At 72.9% G+C, this 24755-nt stretch carries 18 protein-coding genes; 11 read left to right on the top strand and 7 right to left on the bottom strand.

Annotated elements, in window-relative coordinates:
- Positions 1-29: 29 nt before the first annotated feature.
- Both ABID81_RS13840 and ABID81_RS13835 read left to right on the top strand, forming a co-directional pair.
- On the top strand, positions 30-1145 hold the full coding sequence (locus tag ABID81_RS13840; RefSeq protein ID WP_354595365.1) for a DNA adenine methylase: 1116 nt from the start codon (positions 30-32) through the stop codon (positions 1143-1145).
- 2 nt (positions 1146-1147) lie between these two features.
- A complete protein-coding gene (locus ABID81_RS13835; protein WP_354595364.1) occupies positions 1148-1987 on the top strand; it encodes a hypothetical protein in 840 nt (279 codons plus the stop codon).
- A gap of 115 nt (positions 1988-2102) precedes the next feature.
- Here the strand turns inward: ABID81_RS13835 and ABID81_RS13830 are convergent, their stop codons facing one another.
- Positions 2103-2600: a MarR family winged helix-turn-helix transcriptional regulator gene (locus tag ABID81_RS13830; RefSeq protein ID WP_354595363.1), complete on the bottom strand. Its 498-nt coding sequence runs from the start codon at positions 2598-2600 to the stop codon at positions 2103-2105.
- Between the two features lie 287 nt (positions 2601-2887).
- Here ABID81_RS13830 and ABID81_RS13825 point away from each other — a divergent pair, with 287 nt between their 5' ends.
- Together ABID81_RS13825 and ABID81_RS13820 are read left to right on the top strand one after the other, a co-directional pair.
- Complete coding sequence (locus tag ABID81_RS13825; RefSeq protein ID WP_354595362.1) at positions 2888-3487, top strand: hypothetical protein; 600 nt, start codon at positions 2888-2890, stop codon at positions 3485-3487.
- Positions 3488-3622: 135 nt separating this feature from the next.
- Positions 3623-5101, top strand: a complete 1479-nt coding sequence (locus ABID81_RS13820) for a signal peptidase I (protein WP_354595361.1) — start codon at positions 3623-3625, stop codon at positions 5099-5101.
- 18 nt (positions 5102-5119) lie between these two features.
- Here ABID81_RS13820 and ABID81_RS13815 read toward each other — a convergent pair whose 3' ends face one another.
- Positions 5120-5602: a glutathione peroxidase gene (locus ABID81_RS13815; RefSeq protein ID WP_354595360.1), complete on the bottom strand. Its 483-nt coding sequence runs from the start codon at positions 5600-5602 to the stop codon at positions 5120-5122.
- A gap of 117 nt (positions 5603-5719) precedes the next feature.
- Here ABID81_RS13815 and ABID81_RS13810 point away from each other — a divergent pair, with 117 nt between their 5' ends.
- Positions 5720-6679 carry an AraC family transcriptional regulator gene (locus ABID81_RS13810; protein ID WP_354595359.1) on the top strand — a complete coding sequence of 320 codons (960 nt, stop codon included), beginning with the start codon at positions 5720-5722 and terminating at the stop codon, positions 6677-6679.
- Positions 6680-6768: 89 nt separating this feature from the next.
- Here the strand turns inward: ABID81_RS13810 and ABID81_RS13805 are convergent, their stop codons facing one another.
- Complete coding sequence (locus ABID81_RS13805) at positions 6769-7689, bottom strand: diacylglycerol kinase family protein (RefSeq protein ID WP_354595358.1); 921 nt, start codon at positions 7687-7689, stop codon at positions 6769-6771.
- Positions 7690-7871: 182 nt separating this feature from the next.
- On the opposite strand from ABID81_RS13805, the gene ABID81_RS13800 reads away from it, so the two are divergent.
- Together ABID81_RS13800 and ABID81_RS13795 are read left to right on the top strand one after the other, a co-directional pair.
- The gene (locus tag ABID81_RS13800) at positions 7872-8324 is read left to right on the top strand and encodes a DUF4383 domain-containing protein (RefSeq protein ID WP_354595357.1); all 453 of its coding nucleotides are present in this window, start codon (positions 7872-7874) and stop codon (positions 8322-8324) included.
- Between the two features lie 527 nt (positions 8325-8851).
- A complete protein-coding gene (locus ABID81_RS13795; RefSeq protein WP_354595356.1) occupies positions 8852-9496 on the top strand; it encodes a biliverdin-producing heme oxygenase in 645 nt (214 codons plus the stop codon).
- Positions 9497-9581: 85 nt separating this feature from the next.
- Here the strand turns inward: ABID81_RS13795 and ABID81_RS13790 are convergent, their stop codons facing one another.
- Positions 9582-10952 (bottom strand): ATP-dependent DNA helicase, encoded by a 1371-nt coding sequence (locus ABID81_RS13790; protein ID WP_354595355.1) that lies wholly within the window; start codon positions 10950-10952, stop codon positions 9582-9584.
- 102 nt (positions 10953-11054) lie between these two features.
- Here ABID81_RS13790 and ABID81_RS13785 point away from each other — a divergent pair, with 102 nt between their 5' ends.
- Positions 11055-12068, top strand: a complete 1014-nt coding sequence (locus tag ABID81_RS13785; protein WP_354595354.1) for a hypothetical protein — start codon at positions 11055-11057, stop codon at positions 12066-12068.
- Between the two features lie 34 nt (positions 12069-12102).
- On the opposite strand, the gene ABID81_RS13780 is transcribed toward ABID81_RS13785, so the two are convergent.
- Complete coding sequence (locus ABID81_RS13780; protein WP_354595353.1) at positions 12103-13107, bottom strand: GlxA family transcriptional regulator; 1005 nt, start codon at positions 13105-13107, stop codon at positions 12103-12105.
- A 240-nt stretch (positions 13108-13347) separates the two neighbouring features.
- On the opposite strand from ABID81_RS13780, the gene ABID81_RS13775 reads away from it, so the two are divergent.
- Together ABID81_RS13775 and ABID81_RS13770 are read left to right on the top strand one after the other, a co-directional pair.
- Positions 13348-13974 carry an HD domain-containing protein gene (locus tag ABID81_RS13775; RefSeq protein WP_354595352.1) on the top strand — a complete coding sequence of 209 codons (627 nt, stop codon included), beginning with the start codon at positions 13348-13350 and terminating at the stop codon, positions 13972-13974.
- Positions 13975-14156: 182 nt separating this feature from the next.
- Positions 14157-15197, top strand: a complete 1041-nt coding sequence (locus tag ABID81_RS13770; protein ID WP_354595351.1) for a LacI family DNA-binding transcriptional regulator — start codon at positions 14157-14159, stop codon at positions 15195-15197.
- 172 nt (positions 15198-15369) lie between these two features.
- Here the strand turns inward: ABID81_RS13770 and ABID81_RS13765 are convergent, their stop codons facing one another.
- The gene (locus ABID81_RS13765; RefSeq protein ID WP_354595350.1) at positions 15370-21132 is read right to left on the bottom strand and encodes a GH92 family glycosyl hydrolase; all 5763 of its coding nucleotides are present in this window, start codon (positions 21130-21132) and stop codon (positions 15370-15372) included.
- Between the two features lie 235 nt (positions 21133-21367).
- Here ABID81_RS13765 and ABID81_RS13760 point away from each other — a divergent pair, with 235 nt between their 5' ends.
- Positions 21368-22402, top strand: a complete 1035-nt coding sequence (locus ABID81_RS13760) for an LLM class flavin-dependent oxidoreductase (RefSeq protein WP_354595349.1) — start codon at positions 21368-21370, stop codon at positions 22400-22402.
- 155 nt (positions 22403-22557) lie between these two features.
- On the opposite strand, the gene ABID81_RS13755 is transcribed toward ABID81_RS13760, so the two are convergent.
- Positions 22558-24543, bottom strand: a complete 1986-nt coding sequence (locus ABID81_RS13755) for a bifunctional copper resistance protein CopD/cytochrome c oxidase assembly protein (protein ID WP_354595348.1) — start codon at positions 24541-24543, stop codon at positions 22558-22560.
- Positions 24544-24755 lie beyond the last annotated feature (212 nt).

Genomic DNA, 24755 nt, shown 5'->3' with positions numbered 1-24755 from the left:
CCGGTTCCGGAGTGCGGCAGACTTGCCCGGTGACCGTCGAACTCGTTCCCCCCGAGGTCGGCGGTGCCGTCACGGATGTGCCCGCCCGCGTCGCGGCCTTCCCCCGCCTGCGGTACATGGGCTCGAAGTACGCGCTGCTGCCCGTGCTGCACGACGTCTTCTCGAGCGTCGCGCCCGTGCCGGCGGACGACCGAGGGGGCCGAGGAGGCGCGGCCCGGCCCTCGAGCGCGATCGACGCCTTCAGCGGGTCGGGCGTCGTCTCGTACCTCATGAAGGCGCAGGGTCGCCGGGTCGTGAGCAACGACTTCCTGGCGTTCCCCGCGGTCATCGCCCGCGCCTCCGTCGTCAACGGGTCGACCACGCTGTCGGACGAGCTCGTCGACGAGATCTGCGGGCCGGCCGCCGACGACCGCGACCTCGTCCGACGCACCTTCGACGGGGTCTTCTTCTCGGCCGACGACCGGGCGTTCCTCGACTCGGCCTGGTCGCACGTCGACCGCCTGGTCGGCGCCGAGCGCGACCTGGCGATCGCCGGCCTCGTGCTCGCCGCGGCCCGCAAGCAGCCGCGCGGCGTCTTCAGCTTCACGGGCGCGCGCTACGACGACGGTCGTCGCGACCTGCGGCTGACCATGGCCGAGCAGTTCCGGGCGGCCGTCCGGGCCTACGGCGGGGCCGTCTTCGACGACGGCCGGGACCACGAGGCCGTCGAGGGCGACGTGGCCGCACTGAGGCGACCGCCCGCCGACCTGGTGTACCTCGACCCGCCCTACGCGCCTCCTCGGGACGACGCGGACTACATGAAGCGCTACCACTTCCTGCAGGGGTTGGCCGTCTACTGGCGGGGCCAGACGATCATGACCGAGACCAGGACGAAGAAGATCGCCAAGCTGTTCACGCCGTTCGCCTACCCGCGAACGGTCGACGACGCGCTCGTGCGCACCTTCGAGCAGTTCGCCGACGCGGGCGCGCTCGTGCTGTCGTACTCGTCGAACGCCGTGCCGGACCGCGGGCGCATCGAGCAGCTGCTGCGCACGGTGAAGCCGCACGTCGAGGTGCACGTCGTCGACCACACCTACAGCTTCGGAACCCACCGGGCGGCGACCCGCACGGCGGCCACCGAGTACGTCTTCGTCGGGAGGGACTGACCGTGGCGATCCCCACCTTCGACGAGTACGTCGCCTCGCTCGGCCGCATGACCGCCCACGTCGACCCGACCGCGCCCTCGGCCGCGGCGAGCGACCTCGCCCGCGCCGCGGCCAGCCTCGGCGAGCTGCCCGTCGTCGACCGCGACCACCTCGCCGAGTGGGCCCGTCAGCACCCGGCGTGGGTGCCGGCGCTCGGCCTCGCCGTGGGGTTGTCGCAGGAGAAGCTGCGCAACTCGCTCCGGCACGCCTTCGACACCCCGAGCTGGCTGACGCTCGCCCGCGGACGGGCCGACGACCTGGTGGCCCACCTCGACGACGAGTTCGAGCTCGTGCGCCTCGTCGCGGCGCAGCGGCACCGCACGTACGACTTCGGCGACGTGCTGGCGGCCCGGGCCGGCACGCGGGCCTCGGCGATCAGGGCGGGCGTGTCGGGCCGACGGCTCGAGGACGAGATCGAGGCGATCGCCCGCGACCTCGGGCTCGCCTGCGGCACGCGCACGCGGTTCACCGGGCGGGCGAACCGCACGGCGCCGTGCGACCTGGTGATCCCGTCGGCCGACGAGCCCGCGATCGTGGTCGCGGCGAAGGGCTTCGACTCGACCGGGTCGAAGCTGACCGACGCCGTCCGCGAGATCGAGGAGATGGCCGACGTCCGCCTGCCCCGCCAGACCGTCATGGCCGTCATCGACGGCATCGGGTGGAAGAGCCGTCAGGCCGACCTCAAGCGCATCCACCAGCTCTGGGTCGACCAGCAGATCGACGGGCTCTACACGCTGTCGACGCTCGACCGGTTCCGGGCCGACCTGGCCGACGCCGCACGCCTGCGCCGCCTGATCCCGTAGGTCGCGGGCCGCGACGCGCGGCCTGCGCGGGCCAGTTCGTCGTCGACGGGCCGTCGCACTCGCCCGTCCGCCACGGACTCGCCCGTCCCGGCGCCCGGTCCGCGGCCGAGGCCGGTCAGGCGGCGGCGGGGGCGGCCGGGCAGGAGCCGACCCCGTGGCGGTCGAACGCCCGGCCGAGGTCGAGCAGCGTGTCGGCGAGGACGCGGTGCTGCGAGGCGGGGACGACCTCGGCGAACGCCGCGCCGTAGACGGAGGCGATGGCGCCGGTGACCTCGACGCCGCGCGGGGTGCGGCTGACGATGACGCTGCGACGGTCGTAGGGGTTGCGCCGACGGTCGAGGTAGCCGGCGTCGACGAGGTTCGTCATGGCGCCCGACGAGAGGTCGAGGTGGTCGGCGGCGCGCTTCGGGGTGACGGAGTCACCGGTCGCCGACACGTAGAAGAGGAACCGGATGTCGGTGTCGCCCAGCCCGAACAGGTCGCCCTGGTGGTCGAGCACGCGCGAGTGGTTGAGCATCAGCAACCGGAACGAGTCGAGCAGGCGGGTGAGGTCGTCGAGGTCGAGTCCGCCGTCGGCGACGGCGGGGTCGAGCAGGGGTGGGGCGATCGGCAAGGGGTCCTCCATGACGCGTGGGCGTGCCGTCCGTGGCACCACCTCAGTCAACAAGAATCTCGATCGTCGTGACACCCCCACCACTGGGGACATGGTTCGGCTTGCAAGCCTCTTGCAGCGCAAGTAATTTGATTGTCGTACCACTTGAGAACAACGATCACTCGAAACCAGAACGGCTCGGGTGGCGAGCTTCTCACCGGCGAAGCCCCTGAACCTCGTCGCCGGAGTGGCCCCCGACATCCCGCACGACACCCCCTCTTCCACCCCTTCGCCCCCTGGAGCACGCCATGTCCCGTCCCACCCCCCGCATCGCCCGCATCGCCGCCTGGATCGCCATCCCCGCCGCCCTCGTGGCCTCGGGCATCGTCGTCTCGACCGCGTCGTACTCGGCCTTCTCGTCCACCACGGTCAACCCGACCAGCAACTGGACCGCCGGCACCGTCGCCCTGACCGACGACGACAGCAACACCGCGCTCTTCACGGCCACCAACCTCAAGCCCGGCTCGACCGGCACCAACTGCATCGCCGTCACCAGCACCGGCTCGCTCGCCTCGGCCGTCAAGCTCTACGGCACGAACGCCGCCACGACCAACAACCTGGCCTCGAACATCACGCTGAGCGTCGTGCAGGGCACCGGCGGCGGCTTCGGCTCGTGCACCGGCTTCACCCCCCTGGCCTCGGGCTCGAGCCTCTACAGCGGCACCCTGGCCGCCTTCGGGACGAGCTACACCAACTACTCGAACGGCGTCGGCACCTGGGCCCCCACCGGCACCGCGTCCGAGACCCGCACCTACCAGGTGACCTACACCGTCTCGAACTCGGCTCCCAACACGACCCAGGGCGGCACCGCCAGCCTCGGCCTCACCTGGGAGGCCCAGAACAGCTGAGCCCGGACGGCCGCCTGACGCCGCCGCACGCCGGCGACGCCGCACCACAGCGACACAGCACCACAGCACCACAGCACCACAGCACCAGGCGGCCCGACACCGCACCACCCGCACCACACCCGAGCAGAGGCACCCATGAGCACGATCGACCTGAAGCTGCGGCCCGCCCCCGCGGCCACGGCCTCGATCACGCTGCCCGTGGGTGCCTCTCGTGCGTGGCTCGACTGGACGCGCCTGGCACTCGGCACCGCGTCGCGGGTCGTGCTGTACTCGCTGCTCGGCCTCATGGTCTACGCCGCCGCCCCGGCCGCGCTCGGCTGGAGCCCCACCACCGTGATGACCGGCTCGATGGAGCCCCGCATCCACCCCGGCGACGTCGTCGTCGCCAAGCCCGTCGCGGCGTCCGAGGTCCACCGCGGACAGGTGCTGCTCTTCGACGACCCCGACCAGGCCGGACACCTGCGCCTGCACCGCTACCACGACAACGGTCGGGCCGGGCAGATCGTCACCAAGGGCGACGCCAACCCGAGTGCCGACTCGACGCCCATCGACCGCAGCGCCGTGATCGGCGTGGGCTTCCTCCGCGTGCCCTACGTCGGGACCCCCTTCGTCTGGGCGGCCGACCACCGGTACGGCCACCTGCTCGTCACCGGGGGCCTGCTCGTCCTCGTCGTCCTGCTCAGCCGGGGCGACCGCTACCTGCTGCGCGACGAGCGCACCGCGTCGCCGGCGGCGACCGTCTCGGCCGGCCGCCGCGTGCAGCGTCGACGCGAGCGGCGCCTCCGTCGCCTCCGGACCGCAGGAGGCGCGCTCGGCCTGGCAGCGATCGGCGGCGGTCTCGCGCTCACCCTCGTCGTCTCGGGCGGCTCGCACGCCGCGTTCGCCGCGAACGTCACGAACCCCACGTCCAAGCTGACCGCCGGCAGCTACGACTGCCTGACCGAGACCTACGCAGACGCCCCGAGCTTCGCGTTCGCCTACAACGAGACGTCCGGCACGACGGCCGCCGACAGTTCGGGCAACGCTCGACCGGGCACCCTGGTCGGCGGGGCCGCCTTCACGGCCGGCTCGTGTGCCGCCGACGACAGCCCGTACCTGACGCTCGACGGCGCCAGCGGGCAGGTCACCACCCCCACGTCGTTCACCGGCTCCAACAACGTCACGATCGAGACCTGGGTCAGGACGAAGACCACCTCCGGCGGCGAGCTCGTCGGCTTCTCGAACTCGCAGGCGGGTGCCCCCGGCAACTACGACCGGCACCTCTACATGACGAACGCGGGCAAGCTCGTCTTCGGCGTCTACCCCAACTCGGTCAAGACGATCGCGTCGCCGCTGTCGTACAACGACGGTGCCTGGCACCACGTCGTCGCGACGCTGTCGAGCACGAACGGCATGGCGCTGTACGTCGACGGCAAGAGCGTCGCCACCGACACGGCCACCAAGAGTGCGCAGGCCTACAACGGCTGGTGGCGCGTCGGCCAGCTGCCGCTCTCGGGCTGGACCTCGGCCCCCACCAGCAACTACCTCGCCGGTTCGCTCGACAGCACCCAGGTCTGGAACACCGTCGCCCTCTCCGCCACCCAGGTGGCCGCCCACTACCGCGCGGGCCGGTGACCGGGGTGGCCGGTCCGCTCAGCCGACCAGCGCCTCCTCGATGACCGCGACGACCTCCGGGGCGTCGGGCTCGGTCGTGGGACGGAAGCGGTGCACGGCGCCGCCGGGCGTGACGACGAACTTCTCGAAGTTCCACTTGACGCGGCCGGCCTTGCCGTCGGCGTCGGACGCCTTCTTCAGCTCGGTGTACAGCGGGTGCTCGCCGCGGCCGTTGACCTTGACCTTCTCCATCATCGGGAAGGTCACGCCCCAGGTGGCCGAGCAGTACTCCTCGATGGCCTCGCCGCTCGAGAGCTCCTGGAAGAACTGGTTGCTGGGGAAGCCCAGCACCGTGAAGCCCTGGTCGGCGTACCGCTTCTGCAGCGCCTCGAGCTTCTCGTACTGCGGCGCGAGGCCGCAGCGCGACGCCACGTTGACGACCATCACGACCTTGTCGGCGTAGGCGCCGAACGTGGTGGACTCGCCGCGGATCGTTGTCAGGGTGATGTCGTCGAGGCTCATGCGCCCGACGGTAGGCCGATCCGCTGCGAGCCCGCTCGTAGACATGTCATCGAGATGCTGTCAACCCCCGCCGGCCGAGTGGTGCCGGGTTTGGAGTGCGTGCAACAATTCGTCGAGATGGCTTCCCGGGACGACAAGATGCGCTTCGACGCGCGCGGACGCGACCTCGACGAAGCCGTCGAGATCCTCTCGGCCGGCTACAACGGGCGCGGCTTCCAGGTCGCCCCGACCGAGGCGCCCTTCTCGTTCCGGCACACGATCGTCGGTGACGGCGCGATGACGTTGCGCTCGACCATGTTCATGGGTCGCGTCGACGGTCAGGCCTCGGCCGGCGACGAGCACGTGGTGCACTGGCTGCTCGCCGGCCGGTCCACCGTCGACAACGGCCGCGACGAGGTCGCGGGCGCCGTCGGCCGACCGGTGCTCTTCCCGCAGGGGCGGGAGTTCGAGTTCACCACCGAGGACGTCAACCAGAGCCTGCTGCACCTGTCCAAGGCCGTCGTCGACGAGGTCGCGGCCGAGCGGCACGGCATCATGCCCGGCACGATCCGCTTCGACCACGCCGCCCCCGTCTCGTCGGTGGCCGTGCAGGCCTGGCACGCCACCGTCCGCCTGATCGGACGCGCGTACCTCGGCTCGGGCGAACCGAGCGACCTCATGCGCACCGAGATGGCGCGCCTCGCGGCCGGGGCGATGCTCGACACCTTCGCCCACACCTCGACCCGCATGCCCGACGCCCTGCTCGCGCCCCGCAACGCGAGCCTCCGCCTCGCCGTCGAGTACATGCACGCGGCCGCGCACCTGCCGATCACGGCCGCCGACATCGCCCAGGAGGCGGGACTCACCCCGCGGGGCCTGCAACAGGCCTTCAGTCGCCACCTCGACACCACGCCCACGGCCTACCTGCGCGAGATCCGGCTCGAACGCGTGCACGAGGCCCTCCGCGCGGCAACCCCGGACTCCACGACGGTCGCCGACGTGGCCCGGCACTGGGCCTTCGCCCACCTGGGCCGGTTCTCGGCCGCGTACCAGCAACGGTTCGGCGAGTACCCGCGCGAGACGCTGCACCGCGGCTGAGGTCGGTCGTGCCGGCGGCGTGAGGCGCGCGTGCCGCCCGACGCGCCTCCCCGGCTCGGGTCTCCCGCCGGTCGGGCGTCGACGGCCGGTCAGGCGTCGAGCGCGGCGTAGACGCGCAGGGCGCCGGGCACGACCTCGACCGTGACCGGCAGGGGGCCCACGCGCTCGCCGTCGGCGTAGGCCGCGACGCCGTCGGCCTCGATGACGGCGCGGCGCACCCGGTGCACCGTGACGGCCGGGTGGCTCAGGTGCGTGCCGCGGAAGACGCTCGGGAACAGCCGGACGAACTGCCACCTCGTCAGGCGCTCGACCACGAGCACGTCGAGCAGGCCGTCGTCGAGCACGGCGTCGGGCGTGACCTTCATGCCGCCCCCGAGCGACTGGCCGTTGCCGACGGAGATCAGGGTGCCCTCGACGGTCGAGGCGACGCCGTCGAGCTCGAGTCGGTACGAGATCCTCGGCAGGCGCACCAGCTCGATCGCGAGTGCGACGTCGTAGCGACGACGTCCCTTCGGCCAGCTCAGGCGGTTGGCCCGCTCGTTGACGACCGCGTCGAAACCGGCCGAGACCATGCAGGCGAACCAGGTCGCCCGACCGTCGGCCTGCAGCACGCGCCCGGCGTCGATGGTCGTCGGCTCGCCCTCGAGCAGGCGGAGCAGGAGGCGCGTGGCCGCCTCGGAGTCGTCGTGGGGCAGCCCGAAGGACCGGGCCGTGTCGTTGCCGGTGCCCGTCGGCACGAGCCCCAGCGGCACGTCCGTCCCGGCGACGAGGTTCGCCCCGAGGTTGACCATGCCGTCGCCGCCGACCACGACGAGTGCGTCGGGCCGTTCGCGGTCGAGCTCGCGACGGGCGGCCGCGACCAGGTCGTCGTAGGTCGTCTCGGTGAGCGGGACCACCGTGTGGCCGGCGGCCCTCAGGTCGTCGAGCACCTTGCCCCCTCGGCCGGATCGGCCACCGGCGGAGGCACCGGGGTTGACCGCCACGACCAGGCGGAGGGGCGTCGGGGTCATGGGGACGATCATGCCAGCCGGGCGGTCGCGGGGCGCGGGCGGCGGGCCGGGCGCGGGCGGCTGGACGGGTGCGGGTGCGGGTGCCTGGCCGGGTGCGGGCGCCGGTGGGCGGCGGGCCGGGCGGGCCGCCGGGCGCGGCGGGCATACTGGATGCCGACGACCTGACGAGAGGCACCCTCACCATGAGCAGCACCCACGGCACCACGACCACCGCGACCCCGGCCCCCTACGAGCCGACGATCCGCGAGTCGCCCAACCGCGGGGTCGGACTCTTCGTCGGCACGGTCTTCCTGCTGCTCGGTGCCATCGGGTTCCTGGTCGAGGACATGGGCACGTTCTTCTCGACGCGGGGCGCGTCGCTCTGGTTCGTCTGGAACCTCAACCCGGCGCTGGTCGTCGTCTGGGTGCTGGCGGGTGCCGCCCTGATCATCGCGGGGGCGTCGTCGCGGGCGAGCGCCCGCTACATCAACACGTGGGTCGGCCTGATCTTCGTCGTGTTCGGCGTCGCGGGGTTCTTCCTCGAGGGCACCGACGTGAACTTCCTGGCCTTCAACCTCGGCGACAACGTCACGCACCTCGTCGGTGGCCTGCTGCTGCTCGCGACGGCCGCGGGCGCCGAGCGCCGCCGCCGCTGAGGCCGCACCCCGCACCCCGCACCCCGCGCCCCGCACCCCGCGCCCCGCACCCCGCACCCCGCGCCCCGCACCCCGCGCCCCGCACCCCGCACCCCGCGCCCCGCACCCCGCACCCCGCGCCCCGCACCCCGCGCCCCGCACCCCGCGCCCCGCACCCGCACCCCGCGAAGCGGCGCTGAGCGATTTGCCTAGGCAGGGTGTTTGCGCCGGTCGTGGGGGTGGGGCGACGTGCGCACGTGCTGCACCCCGCGAAGCGGCGACGAGCGATTTGACTAGGCAGGGTGTTTGCGCCGGTCGTGGGGGTGGGGCGACGTGCACCCGTGCCACACCCCGCGGAGCGGCGCTGAGCGATCCGCCTAGGCAGGGTGTTTGCGCCGGATGACGGGGTGACTCGCAGTCGGCATGCCGTCCGGGGCGTGCGGGTCACCTGCAGGTCCGCCGGGATCGTCGCCGGGGGGCTACCGGCACCGCGCCTCCGTGACTATGGTTAGGGTCACCTAACCGAGGTCACCCAGGAGGTGCGCACCATGACCGTCGTCATCCCCTTCTCCGAGGCGGTACGCGAGCGCACGGCCGAGCGCGTGCCGGCCGACGTCGGCTGCTCGTTCATGACCGACCTGCTGATCGGCCGCGGCACGCGCGACGACTACGTGCAGCTGTTGGCCCAGCACTTCTTCGTCTACTCCGCACTCGAGGACGCCGCCGAGCGGTGGTCGGGCGACCCGGTCGTGGCACCGTTCCTCGCTCCGGGCTTGACCCGGCTGCCGGCCATCGAGGCCGACCTGGCGTTCTTGCTCGGCGACGACTGGCGGGCACTCGTGTCGCCGCTGCCGACGACCCGCGCCTACGTCGACCGCATCGAGCGGGCGTCGAGCTGGGCCGGCGGCTTCATCGCCCACCACTACACGCGGTGCCTCGGCGACCTGTCGGGTGGGCACCTCATCCGCAGCATCCTGCAGCGTCGGTTCGGGTTCGACACCAACGGCGTCGGGTTCTTCCTGTTCGCCGAGATCGCCGAGCCGAAGTCGTTCAAGACGACCTACCGCCGTCAGCTCGACGCCGTCGCGTGGTCCGCCGCCGAGCGCGAGCGCGTGCTCGACGAGGTCTGCGCCGCCTACCGGTTCAGCACCGAGCTGTTCGCCGACCTCGCCGCCGCGAAGGCCGCCGCCTGACCCGAGGCGCGGGCCCGGCGCTCAGCCCACGGCGGCCGTGCGGCCCTTCGCGCCGACAGGACGGTCGCCCGCGCCGGTCGTGCGCTCAGCCCGCGGCGGCCGTGCGGTCGTTCGCGCTCGCGCTCTGCTCGCTCGCGTGGGCTGCGTCGCCGCCACCGCGGGCGTCCGCGGCGGCCCGGATCGCGGGCACGCGCGACGCCTCGCTCATGAACCGGCGGACGTCGAGGTCGACGATGATGTCGGCGGGGCGCAGCGGGCGCGAGAGGTAGAGGCCGTCGAGCGAGGTGATGCGACTCAGGGCGACGTAGGTCTGCCCGGCGCTGAACACCCGCGAGCCGAGGTCGACGACGGCCCGGTCGTAGGTCTTGCCCTGCGACTTGTGGATCGTCACGGCCCAGGCGAGGCGCAGCGGGAACTGCGTGAACTCGGCCACGACGTCTTTCTTGAGCTGCTTGGTGGTCGCCGAGTACGAGTACTTGTGCTTCTCCCACACGACGGGTTGCACCTCGTGCACCTCGCCGTCGACCTCGACGAAGACGGTGTCGCGCACCCGGGTGACCACGCCCGTGGTGCCGTTCACCCAGCGCTGCTCGGAGTCGTTGCGCAGGAACATCACCCGCGCCCCGACCTTGAGCTCGAGCGCCTCGTCGGCCGGGTAGGCCCGACCGCCGAACTCGCCGCTGACCTCGGCCTTGGCCGTCATCACCTTGCCCGACAGGCGGTCGAGCTCGACCTTGTTGATGCGGTTGACGGTGTCGTTGCGGGTGGCGAGCGTGATGGCCCCGCCGTCGGTCGGCACCGGTCGAGCACCCGCGGCGTTCAGCGCACCCGCGATCTCGGCCGTGACGCGGCCGTGCCGCACGGCGTTGAGCATCTCTTTGAAGTCGCCCTCGGTCTGCCGGTGGATGAACGCCAGCTCGTAGATGCGCAGGCTCGCCTCGGCCCACACCTTGGCGTCGAAGAACCACATCGACCGGTAGTTGTCGCGGAAGTACTCGCGTTCTTCGGCGTCGCCCGGCACCGGCGGCAGCTGGTACGGGTCGCCGAACAGCACCACCTGCACGCCGCCGAACGGCTCGTGCTTGCGCTGCCGGGCCTGGCGGAGCGAGCGGTCGATCGCGTCCATCAGGTCGGCGTTGACCATCGAGACCTCGTCGATGACCAGGGTGTCGATGGTGTTGAGCAGCTTGCGCAGCTCGGCGTTCTGCTCGATGTCGTGGTCGGCGATCAACCCGACCGAGAGGCGGAACAGCGAGTGGATCGTCTGGCCGCCGACGTTGAGCGCCGCGACGCCGGTGGGGGCGCAGATGACGATCTGCTTCGAGGTGTTCCACGACAGGTGGTTCAGCAGCGTCGACTTGCCCGTCCCCGCCCGACCCGTGACGAAGATGTGCTCGCGGGTGTTCTCGATCGCGTCGTACAGTGCCTGCTGTTCGGCGGAGAGGGCCACGCTCACGACGACGAGCACCTTTCGACAGGGGGTGGGGAGGGCACCAATCTACCCGCGACCGAGGCGACGCTCGGCTCCCCGTGACCCGCGCCTCCTATTGTTGTCGTCATGTCGTCGTCTGTGGGGGAGGGGACGCGCCCGTCGCTCGGCTGGCCGTTCGTCGCCATCTGGGGCGGGGCGCTGCTCTTCGTGCTGATCGGTTTCTGGGTCACGGTCGTGGCCCTGAACGCGACCGTCTACAGCGCCGCCGGGTTCGCCCGCGGCTACGTGGCGGCGGTCGACCGGGGCGACACGTCGAGCGCGTTGACCCTCGCGGGCGTCACGCCGACCGACCAGCTGGCCGACTCGTTGCTCGAGGTGCCCTCGCTCGGCGGCGTCGACGACGTGACCGAGGTGGGCGACGTCGACCTCGGTGACGACGTCCACGCGATCACGCTGTCGTACTCGATGCGGGGCACGTCGGCCACCGCCGAGGCGCCGGCGCAGTCCCAGTTCGTCGTGCAGCGGGCGGGCACCCGGTTCGGGCTGTTCCACGCGTGGCGCTTCGTGCAGGCGCCGACCGCCTCGCTCGACGTGACGCCGCAGCACGACGCCCGCTTCACGGTCGACGGCCGCGAGGTCACGACCGACGCCCCCGACGTCGCGACCCGCTTCACGGTGCTCGCCCCGTCGCGGTTCGAGCTGGGCCACTCGTCCGAGTACCTCGAGGCGCCGACCGTCGAGGCCGACGTCGTCTCCGTCGGGGCCACCTCGGGCGTCGCGGTCGAGGTCCAGCCACGGGCCGCGTTCGTCGAGGCCGTGCAAGACATGGTCGACCGCCAGCTCGACGAGCAGTGCGTGACGCAGCAGGTGCTGTTGCCCGCCGGCTGTCCGTTCGGCCGGCAGGTCGACGACCGGGTCACCGACGACCCGACGTGGACGGTTCCCGTGCACCCCGTCGTCTCGATCGTGCCCGGTCCGTCCGGGCAGTGGCAGGTGCCCGGCGCGGCCGGCACCGCCCACCTCGTCGTGGGCGCCCAGTCCCTCTTCGACGGCAAGCGGTACACGATCGACGAGGACGTCCCGTTCACCGTCACGTACCTCATGCGCATCAGCACGGCCGACGAGCTGACGTTCGAGTAGGAGGCGCGGGTCGGCCCGTCGGGGACGGTCCCGTTCACGCCGTGGCGGCACCCGTCCGCTCGAGGTCGAGCACGTCGACGCCACCGAAGGTCGCGCGGTAGGCGCGCGGCGTCGTGCCGAGCACGCGGGCGAAGTGGTGCCGCAGGACGGCCGCCGAGCCGAAGCCGGCCTCGTCGGCGATCGCGTCGATGCCGAGGCCCGTCGCCTCGAGCAGCTCCTGCGACCGCAGGAGGCGCTGGCGGGTGAGCCACGCCCCGGGCGTCGCCCCCAGCTCGGCCTTGAACCGCCGGGCGAACGTGCGCGGCGACATGTGCGCCCTCGCGGCCAACCCCTCGATGCTCAGGTCGTCGCGGAGGTGTCCGAGCATCCAGTCCGTCAGCGGCGCGAGCGAGTCGTCGACCTCGACCGGCAGGGGCGTCTTGACGAACTGGCTCTGGCCGCCGTCGCGGTGCGGCGGCACGACCATCCGTCGGGCGATCACGTTCGCCGCGGCGGCTCCGTGCTCGCGTCGGACCAGGTGCAGGCAGGCGTCGATGCCGGCCGCGGTGCCCGCGCTCGTGATGACGCGACGGTCCTCGACGAAGAGCACGTCGGGGTCGACGTCGACGGCGGGGTGGGCCCGCCGCAGCGCGTCCGAGTACCGCCAGTGCGTCGTCGCCCGTCGGCCGTCGAGCAGCCCGGCCTCGGCCAGCACGAAGGCGCCGCTGCAGACGCTGAGCAGCCAGGCCCCGCGCGCCTCGGCCGCGACGAGCAGCTCGCGGACGGCCGGCGAGACCACGTCGGCCTGGTCGGTCCGGTTCCACAGGGCGGGCACGCAGACGACGTCGGCGTCGGTCGCCGCGTCCAAGCCGAGGTCGACCGTGATCGAGAAGCCCTGGTTCGTCCGCACGAGCCCGGGTCGCTCGGTCACGATGCGGTGCTCGAACGGAGGCGCGCCCTCGTCGGTCCGGTCGAGGCCGAACACCTCGCAGAGCACCCCGAACTCGAAGGGGGCGACGCCGTCGGCGACGATCGTGGCGACGGTGCGGAACGGGGGCATGGTGGCTCCTGAGGGGGGACGAGCCGCACGACGCCACGGAGTGGACACGGCGCCACGTCTTCTCGTGGCGTCGTGTCCACTTCGTGGCGGTGTGGCGGTGTGGCGGCGGGGCGGTGCGGGCGAGGGTGGCTGGGTGGCGGGACGGGCGAGCGAGGCGGCATCCGAGCGTGGCGGGATGTCGACGAGTGGTGGCCAGACTGCCACTCGTGGCAGGACCTGTCCACTCGTAGGGTTCCTGCCATGACGACCGAGCCCCGACCGACCGCCGCCCTCCTCGACGAGGTGCTCGCGCCTCCTTCGTCCGTCGCCGCCCGGGCGCTCGAGGCCGCCGCGGTGGTGTCGAGCCCGGCCCTGCTCGCGCACAGCCGGCGGTCGGCGGCGCTCGCCGTCGACCTCGGCCGTCGGGAGGGGCTGCAGTTCGACCACGAGTTGCTGTTCGTGGCTGCGGCGCTGCACGACGTGGGACTCGCCGCCCCGTTCGACAGCCACGCCGAGCCGTTCGAGCGGGCCGGGGCGGAGGTCGCGCGCGTGTTCGCGTCGGGGGCGGGCTGGTCGGCCGAGCGGGCGCAGAGGCTCGTCGACGTGATCGTGCGGCACATGTGGCCCGCGGTGTCGGCCGACCTCGACGTCGAGGGGCACCTGCTCGAGCGGGCGACGAGCCTCGACGTGTCGGGGGTGGGCGGCGACGACTGGCCGGTCGAGCTGCTCGGAGCCCTGGTCGGACGCCTGCCGCGTGACGGCTTCGGCGTCGAGTTCGGCGGGCTGGTCTCGGCGCAGGCGCACCGCAAGCCCGGGTCCGAGGCCGCAAGGACCATCCGCGCGGGCATGCGCGTCCGGATCGCGGCGAACCCGCTCGACCGGCTCTGACCCGCGACGGCCCTCGGGTCGCGAGCCGGGTGCGTGCCTCGGGTCGCACCACGCTCGCGTCGTGGAACCACCCTCGTGCGTGGTTCGACGACGCGACGGTGGTGCGAGCCGCCCCGGGCGGCGGGCCCCGCGGCACGCGCGGTGCACCGCGGCCCCCGAGGCGCCGCTGCCATACTGTGCCCGTGACGGGCGAGGACGTGGTCGACGGGGCGCGGCCTCCGGCGACCCTCGTCGACGTCGCCGCGCGGGCCGGGGTCAGCCTCAAGACGGCGTCCCGCGCCCTGAACGGCGAGCCGCACGTCGCGGACGAGACCCGCCGCCGCGTGGTGCGCGCGGCCGAAGGGCTCGCCTTCCGCCTCAACGGGCCGGCGAGCATGCTGCGACGGGGCATCCGCTCGACGGTCGTCGGCTTCGTCACGGGCGACCTCGCCAACCCGTTCTACGCCGCGATCGCGTCCGGTCTCGAGCAGGAGCTCCGCGGGCACGGCATGCAGCTGGTGGTCGCCAGCACCGACGAGGACGGCGCACGCGAGCGCGAGCTCGTCGACGAGCTAGTGTCGCGGCAGGTGCGGGCGCTCGTCGTGGCGTCGACCCGCGCCTCCCACGTCGACATGGCGGTGCTCCAGGAGCGCGGCGTGCGCGTCGTGTTCGTCGACCGCCCGCCCGTCGGCCTGCAGGCGGACGCCGTGCTGCTCGACAGCGCCGCGGGCGCCCGGGTCGCGGTCGAGCACCTCCTGGCCCACGGCCACCGTCGGATCGGCTTCGTGGGCGACTACTCGCGGCTGTCGACGCACCTCGAACGGTTGACCGGGTACGGCGAGGCGCTCGACGCCGCGGGCGTCACCGGCTGGCGCGAGTGGGTGCGCGAGGACCGCCACGACGCCGCGTCGGCCCGCAGCGGCATGCGCGACCTGCTCTCGTCGCCCGAGCCGCCGACCGCCGTCTTCACGAGCAACAACCGGGTGACGATCGGGGCGCTCTCGGCGTTGCGGGGCCTCGCCGCGCCTCCTGCCCTCGTCGGGTTCGACGACTTCGAGCTCGCCGACCTGCTGGGCGTCACCGTCGTGTCGCACGAACCCTGCGAGATGGGACGCGAGGCCGCGCGCCTCGCGCTCGAACCCACCGGGCCCGGGCGTGAGCGGGCGGCCCGGCGGGTCGTCATCCCCACGACGCTCGTGCCGCGCGGCTCGGGCGAGGTCGGCCCGGGGGTCGGCTGGCGCTGAGCCGTCGACCGACGGCCACCCCCGACCGACACCGAACACGGCGACGCCCCACGCACGGCGACGCCCCACGCACGACGGCGCCCCACGCATGGCGACGCCCCCGACCGGCGGCGACCCCCGGCCGGAGGGCCGAGGGTCGTCGTCGTGGGCCGGGCGGCGGGCCGCCCGGCCGCTACAGGGTGTCCGCCCCGAGCAGCGAGCGGCGGCGGCGACGGGCCGCCTCGATGCCGAGCGCGAGGGCGCCCGCGGCCAGCAGGATGCCGGCCAGCACGCCCGCGTCCAGCGGCCGTCCGACGGTGCCGCCCGTGTAGGCGAGGTCGCCGTCGTACGAGCCGGGTCGCACCGGCGCCGCACCCGTGTCGGCCGGCGCCACGTCGACGACGCCGAACGCGACGCGCACGGCCACCTGCGACGTGCCTCCCAGGGCCTCGACCTCGTGGGCGCCCGTGGTGGCGTCGGCCGGGACGGTGAACGAGCCGCGGACGATGCCGTCCGCGTCGGCGGTCACCGTGCCGAGCGCGATCGGGTCGCTGAACAGGGTCAGCGCGACCGTCTCGTTCGGCGCGAACCCGTCGCCGTCGACCGGCACGACCGTGCCGCGCGTCGCGGACCCGGCCAGCACCCGCAGCGAGGGCGCGTAGACGACCGGATCACCGGGCTCGCCGGGCGTGCCGGGCTCGCCCGTCCCGGGCCCCGGGTCGACCGGAGCCGCCGCGACCGCGACGGTCGTCGTGCCCGCCGCGCTCGAGCGTCCGTCGTCGGCCGTGACCGTGACGGCGTAGCTGCCCGGCAGCGCGTAGGCGTGTGTCCCCGAGACGACGCCGCCCGAGACCGTGCCCGGGGTGACGGCCGTGCCGTCGCCCCAGTTGACGGTCGCGGTCACGGTGCCGTCGGCCGGCACGGCGTCGACGCCGTCCGCCCCGCCGGTCACCGTGGCCAGCGCACCCGAGACCTCGGTGCCCGCGGTGCCCGAGAGTCCCGCCGAGCTGCCGGTCACCGCGAGGTCGGCCGGAGGCGCGAGGCGCGTCCCGTCCGTCGCCAGCGCGAACACGTGGATGCGTCCGGCGGCCCGGGGGTCGCCCGTCTGCACCGGCAGCGTCAGCGACACGGCCGTCTTGCCCACGGGCAGGGTGACCGGTGCCGTGGCGTAGACCCCGGCGACGGCGCCGTCCGAGCCGTTCGCCCCGTTCGTCCGCCCCTGCGAGGTCGCGACGACCACGTTGCCGAAGGCCGGCGTGGTGACGCCCGCCGTCCAGTCGCCGAACTCGATCGGGAACGGCTGGGTGCTGCCGTCGTCGAAGGTGAGCGTGCCGACCGTCTGTTGCGCCCGCTCGTTCGCGGTGCCGATCACCGACAGCTGCGTCACGTCGTCGCCGAGGTGCAGGGGCAGCACCTGGCCGGCGCCGGTCGCGTTGTCGGGCTCGCCCGCCGGGATCGCCGGCAGGTCGAAGTCGAGCGCGGTGCCGGGCACGGCGACCGTGGTCCCCTGCACGAAGCCGGCGTCGGCCAGCGACGGACGGGAGAACCCGTTCTGCAGGTAGTCGCAGTTCGCGGCCTGGCCCGGTTCGCCGAGGCAGACGCTGTCGAACGCGCCCACGAGGGTGGGGGCGGTCCGGGTGACCGCGAGGTCGACCGTCGTGCTGGCCGAGTCGGTGCCGTCGGTCGCGGTGACGATGGCCGTGTAGGTGCCCGGTGCGTCGAAGGTCGTCGCGGGTGCCTCGACGTCCCAGCCGCCGAGCGCCGTCGCGGTGAGCGTCGCCGCCTGCGGCCCCCGGCCGTCGAGCCAGTCGACCGTCGCCACGAGCCCCTCGGGCACGGTCGTCCCGGACGAGGAGGCGCTGGTCACCGTCGCCACGGAGCCCGCGAACGCGGTCCCCGCCTCGATGCTCAGCCCCGGCTTGCCGTTGAGGGTGAACTCCCCGCCGGTCGCCGTGGTGTCGGCCATCAGCTCGAGCTCGGACAGCGTCGCCGCCCGGCCGTCGGTGGTGCCGGTCGTCGAGATCCGGTACCAACTGAACGGACGCGGGTCGGTGACGGTGAACGGCCGGGTCTGCAGCGCCGACGGGAAGGTCTGCCCGGTGCGCTCGTCGAGCGGCAGCCAGGTGGTGCCGTCCGTCGAGCCCTCGAGCGTCCACCCGGTGGGTGCCGCCGAGCCGGTCGGCCCGTTCGTCAGCGTGTAGCGCGAGACCGTGACCGGCCCCGAGGCCGACCGCCAGGTGACGGCGGCGTCCGGCAGGTCGAACGTCACGGGCGTGACCGCCGAGTCGTCGACCAGGCGGTCGAGCGTGGTGCCGTCGCTCGAGGTCAGCACGCCCTGGCCGGGCGTCGTGGCGTCGACCAGCGGCGTGGGCACGTCGACCGGCTCGGGGGCGTGCGCCGCCCACGTGCTCGGCGTCGTGCCCATGGTGAGGTCGAGCGTCCCGCCGGCGGCGACGGCCGCCTGCGACAGCGAGGCGGTGTCGATCGCCTCACCGTTCAGGCGGGCCGACTGCACGTAGACGGCGTCGTTCGAGTTGCCCTCGGCACGCACCGTGAACGTCCCGCCCGACGCGAGGTGCAACGTCGCCTCGTCGAAGAGCGGCGAACCGATCGTGTACGAGTCGGTGCCCATGGCGAGCGGGTAGAAACCGAGCGCCGAGAACACGAACCACGACGACATCTCGCCGTTGTCCTCGTCGCCGGGGTAGCCCTGGCCGATGTCGCTGCCGACGAACAGGCGCTGCGTGATCTCGCGCACCACCCGCTGGGTCGTCGCCGGGTCGCCGTTGGCGGCCGAGATGTAGGGGATGTGGTGCGACACCTGGTTGCTCATGCCGAGCTGACCGATGCGCACGTCGCGCGCCTCCACCATCTCGTGGATCACGCCGCCGTAGCCGCCGGGCTTGTCCGCCTCCTCGGGGGTGCCGTAGAACTCGGCGAGCTTGGCGTCGAGGCCGTCCGAGCCGCCGTACAGCGCGGCGAGCCCGGCGACGTCGAACGGCGCGTGGAAGGCGAAGTTCCAGCCGTTCGTCTCGGTGTAGGCGCCGCCCCACGACTCGGGGTCGTAGGCGTCCGCGGCCTGCTGGAACGTGCCGTCGGCGTTGCGGGCCTGGAAGAAGCCGATCGACGGGTCGAACAGCGACCCGTACTCGCGGGCGCGGTCGAGCAGCCAGGCCGACTCCTCCTTCAGCTGCGCACGCCGCGTCTCCGGGGTGGCGGGGTCGTCGGCGAGCTTCGCCGCCATCTGCCCGAGCCCGAAGTCGTTGATGTGGCCCTCGAGCCCCCACGAGACGCTCTCGCCCGTCGTGGCCGGCGTGTAGCCGAGGAAGAGCGACTGGTCGAGGCCCTTGCGCCCCACGCCGCTCTCGGTCGGCTGGACCGACGCGTTCTTCAACGCGGCGTCGTAGGCCTCGAGCGCGAGAGGGCCGTCGACCGCGCCCTTGACGTAGGCGTCGGCGAACGCGACGTCCGAGCTCGTGCCCGTCATCAGGTCGGCGTAGCCGGGGCTCGACCAGCGGGCGATCCAGCCCGAGTCGCGGTACATCTGCACGAAGCCGTCCATGAGGTCGCTCGCGACGTCGGGGTAGAGCATCGAGTAGGCGGGCCACACGGTGCGGTAGGTGTCCCAGAAGCCGTTGTTGACGTAGACCTTGCCGCTCTTCACCTGCGCGTTCGTGGTCGTGTCGGTCGCGGTGCCCTGCACCGGTGCCACGGGGCTGGCGTAGCGGTAGTCGGGCGCCGCGGCCGTGCCGGTGTTCTCGAACTGCGAGTTCGGGTACATGTTCAGCCGGTAGAGGCTGCCGTACAGGGTCGCGAGCTGGTCGTCGCGGGCCCCCTTCACGGTGACGACGCCGAGCCGGTCGTCCCACTGGCGGGCGGCGTCGGCCTGCACCTCGTCGAAGCTGCGCCCGGTGACCTCGAGGTCGAGGTTGCGGGTCGCCTGCTCGAGCGAGATGAACGACGTCGCGAGCCGCAGCTCGACGACGCCGGCGGGGCTTCCGGAGGCGCTGGTCGCCGAGGCGTCGAACGACGCGTACTGCGCGCCGTCGCGGTCACCGGCCGGCAGGCCCACCGAGGTGGGCGTGCGGTCGAACGTGCCGCTGACGAACATGCGCGTCGCGCCCGTCGACAGGCCAGAGCCGCCCTCGACCCACCCGCTGACCGTGCCGTCGGCCGAGACGACCAGGCCGGACGTTCCGGCCACGCGGTCGACGATGACGCTGCCCGTGCGGGCGGCGCTCGCCGGGTCGGTGCCGGCGGTCTCGGGGAACGCGAAGCGCATCACGGCGCCGTGGTCGGTCGGGGTGACGGCGGCCTCGAGCCCGCTGGTGGTCTGCACGGCGTAGAGGTCGGGTCGGGCGATCTCGTCGCCGTGGTCGAACGACAGGGCACGGGTGGTGAGCGTCGCGTCCGGCGCGCCCGCGCCTCCGGCCCCGGCGGCCGTCGTCGAGGGCAGGATCGCGAGCTGGTTGCGGTCGCCCATCCACGGGCTCGGCTCGTGCGAGACGCCGATGCCCTGCAGGGTGGGCAGGTTCGACGCGTCGTTGCCGCGGGCGTAGTCGTAGAGCCAGGTCTGGCTCGACGCGTTCGTCATCGGCGTCCAGAAGTTGAAGCCGTTCGGCACCGTCGCCGCCGGGATGTTATTGCCCCTGCTGAAGCTGCCCGTCGAGTTCGTGCCGCGGCGCGTGTCGACGTGGTCCACCAGGCTCGACCCGTCCACCCGGGCGGGTGCCGGGTCGAGGTCGAGGTCGTCGATCCAGCCCTGGAAGCGCGTGTCGGCGGTGCCTCCGGCGTTGTCGTAGGTGAAGACGACCGACTCGACGGTCTTCCCGGCGAGGTCGCCGAGGGGGATGCGCACCGAGTTCCACTGGTCGGCGTAGAGGATCTTCGACGACCCCTGGGCGGCGGCCGAGACGCCCTCGCCGTGGGCGTCGACGACGCCGTCGGCGGCGCTGACGCGCGAGCCGTCCGAGAGCACGAGGTCGACGGCCGCGTAGGTCGCCGGGTACTGCAGGTCTCCGCCCAGCTCGGGGAAGACCTTGTACGAGAACTCGCTGCTCTCGCCGATGGCCAGGTCGAGGCCGTCGTAGAGCACGTTGCTGGCCGAGGCGGGCCCGGCGGCGGTGTGCTCGCCCGCGTAGCGCAGCGACTTCGTGCCGCTGAAGCCGGCGCCCGGCTTCATGTTCGGGCCGCTGACCGGGCCCGAGCCCACGACGGTCACCATCGGACCGGCAGGAGGCGCGGCGTCGGTCCCGTCGTTCAGCGTCCAGTCGGCGAGCTGGGTCAGGCCGGCCCCGCCGTTGGCCGTGATGTCGAGCCGGTACGCGTCGTAGGCGGCCGGCGCGGGGACGGCGAAGTCGACGGTCGTGCCGCGTCCGGCGAAGGCGGTGCCGGCCCGCTGGTCGACCGTCGTCCAGGTCGCGCCGCCGTCGGTCGAGCCGAGCAGGGTCACGTCGCGGGGGTCGCGGGTGGGGGCGTCGTTCGCGCTCGTCAGCGACCAGGTCGCCGCGGTCTGCGGCGAGTCGAGCAGGTACGTGATGCGGGCGGTGGGCTCGAAGGCCAGCCACTTGCTCGCCGGGTTGCCGTCCGACAGGTTGACCGCGACCTCGCCCGGGCCGTTCTCGGCGCTGGCCGAGACGTCGGTGACGTGACCGAGCAGGCTGCCGGGCGCGAAGCCGGTCGAACCGGTGACGTTGACCGGCTCGCCGAAGGGCGTGCTGGCCAGCGGCTGCGCGTCGGCGGCCTCGAAGCTCGTGCGCCAGTCGCTGCCGGCGGCCACGGCCCGGCGGGTGTCGGCGTCGCCGCCGCCGTCGGCCGCGTTCGTGGGGCCCGCCGCCACGAGCGTGCCCGTCAGGGCCAGTGCCGTCGCCGTCGTCATCACCCCCGCCCGTCTCGCTCGTGCGACCCAGCGTGCGCCCCCGCGCTGCCGGATGACCTGGACACGACCTGACGCCATCGTCACTCTCCTGGGGTTCGATCCCGTGATCTCGGGTGCGGTCGCCCGGTCGGGGCGACTCGCGATGCACGACGAGCGACGCGTGTCGTCGATGACAGCGTTGTCATGCGAGTCCTGTCTATCCGACCCGACACCCCCCGGTCAAGGGGGTCGACCCGCGACCCCGTCGCCCCCTCCCGCTGCCGCTCTCGACCGGCTAGAATGATGCAAACGTATGAATCAGGAGATCACCCGCATGGCACACCCCCTCGAGTTCGGCCTCGACACCTTCGGCGACATCACCGACCGCCTCGACGGCAGCCCGGTCACGCACGCCGAGGCCATCCGCAACCTGGTCGAGCAGGCCGTCCTCGCCGACCGGGTCGGCCTCGACTTCATCGGCGTCGGCGAGCACCACCGCAAGGACTTCGCCGTCTCGGCCCCCGAGGTCGTCCTCGCCGCGATCGCCGCCCGCACCGAGACCATCCGCATGGGTTCGGCCGTCACGGTGCTCAGCTCGGACGACCCCGTGCGTGTCTTCCAGCGCTTCGCCACGGTCGACGCCGTCTCGAACGGCCGCGCCGAGGTCATCCTGGGCCGCGGCTCGTTCACCGAGTCGTTCCCGCTCTTCGGCCTCGACCTGCAGGACTACGAGGTGCTCTTCGAGGAGAAGATCCAGCTCTTCGCCGAGCTGCTGAAGGAAGGCCCGACCACCTGGTCGGGCACCGTGCGCGCCGGCCTCGACGCGCAAGAGGTGTACCCGAAGACCGAGGGCGGCTCGATCCGCACCTGGGTCGGCGTGGGCGGGTCGCCGCAGTCGGTCATCCGCGCGGCGCACTACGGGTTCCCGCTCTTCCTCGCGATCATCGGCGGGCAGCCCGCCCAGTTCGCGCCCTACGCCGACCTCTACCGCCGCGCGCTCGGCGAGTTCGGCCACGAGTCGCAGCCGATCGCGATGCACTCGCCCGGTTTCGTGGCCGAGACCGACGCGGAAGCCAAGGAGGCGCTGTTCCCGTACCAAGAGGAGCAGACGAACCAGCTCGGTCGCGAACGCGGCTGGCCCCCCTACAGCCGCGCGCAGTACGAGGCCAGCGCCAGCTCGACCGGGGCGCTCTACGTGGGCTCGCCCGAGACCGTCGCGACGAAGATCGCGCAGAACATGCGCCTGCTCGGCGCGACGCGCTTCGACATGCGGTACAGCATGGGGCGCCTGCCGCACGAGCTCATGATGCGCAGCATCGAGCTGTACGGCACGAAGGTCGTGCCGCTGGTGCGCGAGATGCTTGCGTAGCCCGACCCGCGCCTCCTCGGCCCCGCACCCACCCCGCACCCACCCGGCTCGCACCACGCCGCGTTTCGTGCACGGCACCCCGACTAGTCGCGGTGCCGTGCACGGAACGCGGTGCGCTGCGCCCCGCACCCCGGGCGCGGGCCGGGGTCAGCGCGTCAGCGGGTGCGCTCGCGCTGGTGCGACAGCGCCTCGAGCTGCTCGTTGTACGCCCTGAGCTCGGCGTCGTCGTCGCGGTCGGCCTGGCGGTCCTTGCGCACCGCCTCGCGGCCGTCGCTGCGCTGCCACATGATCGCGACCGCGATCGCCATGATGATCGTGGGGATCTCGCCCACGCTCCAGGCGATGCCGCCGGCGACGTACTGGTCCTGCATCGGCGTCGCGCCCCAGGTGCGACCCATGGCGCCGTACCAGTCGGCCAGGAAGAGGCCGGACGCGCTCATGATGCCCAGGCCGAAGAACGCGTGGAACGCCATGGTCGCGAGCAGCACGACGAGCCGTGCGGGGTAGGGCAGCCGACCCTTGACCGGGTCGATGCCGATCATCGACTGCACGAAGAGGTAGCCGGTGATGACGAAGTGCACGATCATCCAGTAGTGGCCGACGTGGGTGGTCGTCGCCCAGCTGAACAGGGGCGTGTAGTAGAACGCCCAGAGCGAGCCGGCGAACAGCACGGCCGAGACGATCGGGTTGCTGACCACGGTCGCCGCCCGCGAGTGCACCAGGATCATGATCCACTCGCGGCCGCCGCGCGTGCCGTCGGTGCGCTTCTTGATGGTGCGCAGTGCGAGCGTCACCGGCGCACCCGGCACGAGCAGCACGGGGACCAGCATGCCGAGCGCCATGTGCGCGAGCATGTGGGTGCTGAACAGGTACTCCTCGTAGACGTTCGGGGCGCCGCAGGTGATGTAGAACAGCACGGCGAGGCCGGCCACCCACGAGACCGTGCGCCCGATCGGCCACCGGTCGCCGCGGCGGTGCAGGCGCACGACGCCGGCCAGGTAGAAGAAGACGCCGAAGGCGCAGAGCAGGCCCCAGAGCAGGTCGACGTTCCACTCGGTGAGGTAGCGCAGCGGCGTCAGCTCGGGCGGGAGCGCCTCTTCGGTGAGGATCACCGCGGGCGTCGGGTCGGCCAGGTCGGTGGCGGCGACCTGCTCGACCGGCGTGGCCGTGCGGGCCAGCGCGGCCGCGACGCCCGACGCCAGGCCCATGAACGCGAGCTCGGCGGTGACGAACCACCAGAACGGCTTCGCGGTGGCCTTGGGGTGGGTCGCGAGGCGACCGACGAGCCAGCGTCGCTGCACCACGCCGAACAGACCCAGGGCGACGAGCGCGAACGTCTTGACCAGCACGAGCACGCCGTAGCCCGACGTGAGGGCCGACCAGTCGCCGATGCGGATCGCGGCGCTGCCGATGCCCGAGACCGCGACGACCACGAAGCAGACGATCGCCACGCTCGAGTAGCGCGCGAGCACGATCGCCAGGCGCCCGCTCGAGAGGTGGCCGCGCAGCAGCACGATGGCGAGCAGGCCGCCCAGCCAGACCGAGGCGCCGACGAGGTGCAGGGCGAGGTCGGTGACGGCGGCGTCGTGGCCGCTCGTGCCGGCCGCGTGGCCCTGCTCGGCGATGGGGATCAGCCCGCCGGCGGCGAGCACGGTCACGGCGACGACCAGCCAGATGTTGCGGACGACGAAGCAGAGCACGGTCACGGTCGCCGCGACGAGCGTGGTGACGAGCCAGGCGGTGCCGAGCTCGGTGTTCGTCAGGAAGAACGCGAGCGTGCGCCCGAACTGGTCGTCGAAGGTGACCGGCACGTTGGCGACGCTGAGGAACGTGAAGAACGTGGTGACCGCCGAGGCGACCGCCCAGAAGCCGGCGGCGGCGGCCGCGACGTCCATGGCGCGGTCGTACTCGCTCTCGCGCTTGCTCAGGGCGAAGCAGGTCAGGAAGAGCGTGCCGATGGTCAGCGCCGCTCCGACGTTGCCCAGCATCTTGGCCATCGGCAGGCCGTAGCGGACGACCTCGCCGGGGTCGACGACGAGGGGCGCGTCGGCCGCCCCGCCGAACTTCAGGGCGGCGAGGAGGGACGCGAACGCCACGAGCACGAGCAGTGCGGGGGCCGTGGTGCGGGCGAGTCTGGGCATCGTCTACCAGGGTAAGTCGGATCACCTGGTGAACAGGCGGGGGTCTGGGCCGTCGCTCGACGTCGAGTGATCGGGGCGAGGCCCGGGCCGAGGTGCGGGCCGCGCGACACGGGAGAAGGGGCGTGACGACCGAGGGTCGTCACCGCCCCAAACAGCGGGGCGGTGGTTACAAAAAAAAAATAACACCCCCGTGGCGGTGGGAAAGGAGCTGC

Source organism: Frigoribacterium sp. PvP054 (assembly GCF_040547465.1).
Classification (GTDB): domain Bacteria; phylum Actinomycetota; class Actinomycetes; order Actinomycetales; family Microbacteriaceae; genus Frigoribacterium.
The sequence above is the reverse complement of the archived record's forward strand: the minus strand, read 5'-3'. Positions and strand labels throughout refer to the sequence as shown.

Coding starts and splice junctions, on each gene's coding strand:
- ABID81_RS13760 (WP_354595349.1), top strand. CDS start 21,368: ATGGCACACCCCCTCGAGTTCGGCCTCGACACCTTCGGCGACATCACC.
- ABID81_RS13785 (WP_354595354.1), top strand. CDS start 11,055: ATGTCGTCGTCTGTGGGGGAGGGGACGCGCCCGTCGCTCGGCTGGCCG.
- ABID81_RS13775 (WP_354595352.1), top strand. CDS start 13,348: ATGACGACCGAGCCCCGACCGACCGCCGCCCTCCTCGACGAGGTGCTC.
- ABID81_RS13815 (WP_354595360.1), bottom strand. CDS start 5,602: ATGAGCCTCGACGACATCACCCTGACAACGATCCGCGGCGAGTCCACC.
- ABID81_RS13795 (WP_354595356.1), top strand. CDS start 8,852: ATGACCGTCGTCATCCCCTTCTCCGAGGCGGTACGCGAGCGCACGGCC.
- ABID81_RS13810 (WP_354595359.1), top strand. CDS start 5,720: ATGGCTTCCCGGGACGACAAGATGCGCTTCGACGCGCGCGGACGCGAC.
- ABID81_RS13780 (WP_354595353.1), bottom strand. CDS start 13,107: ATGCCCCCGTTCCGCACCGTCGCCACGATCGTCGCCGACGGCGTCGCC.
- ABID81_RS13820 (WP_354595361.1), top strand. CDS start 3,623: ATGAGCACGATCGACCTGAAGCTGCGGCCCGCCCCCGCGGCCACGGCC.
- ABID81_RS13825 (WP_354595362.1), top strand. CDS start 2,888: ATGTCCCGTCCCACCCCCCGCATCGCCCGCATCGCCGCCTGGATCGCC.
- ABID81_RS13800 (WP_354595357.1), top strand. CDS start 7,872: ATGAGCAGCACCCACGGCACCACGACCACCGCGACCCCGGCCCCCTAC.
- ABID81_RS13805 (WP_354595358.1), bottom strand. CDS start 7,689: ATGACCCCGACGCCCCTCCGCCTGGTCGTGGCGGTCAACCCCGGTGCC.
- ABID81_RS13755 (WP_354595348.1), bottom strand. CDS start 24,543: ATGCCCAGACTCGCCCGCACCACGGCCCCCGCACTGCTCGTGCTCGTG.
- ABID81_RS13765 (WP_354595350.1), bottom strand. CDS start 21,132: ATGGCGTCAGGTCGTGTCCAGGTCATCCGGCAGCGCGGGGGCGCACGC.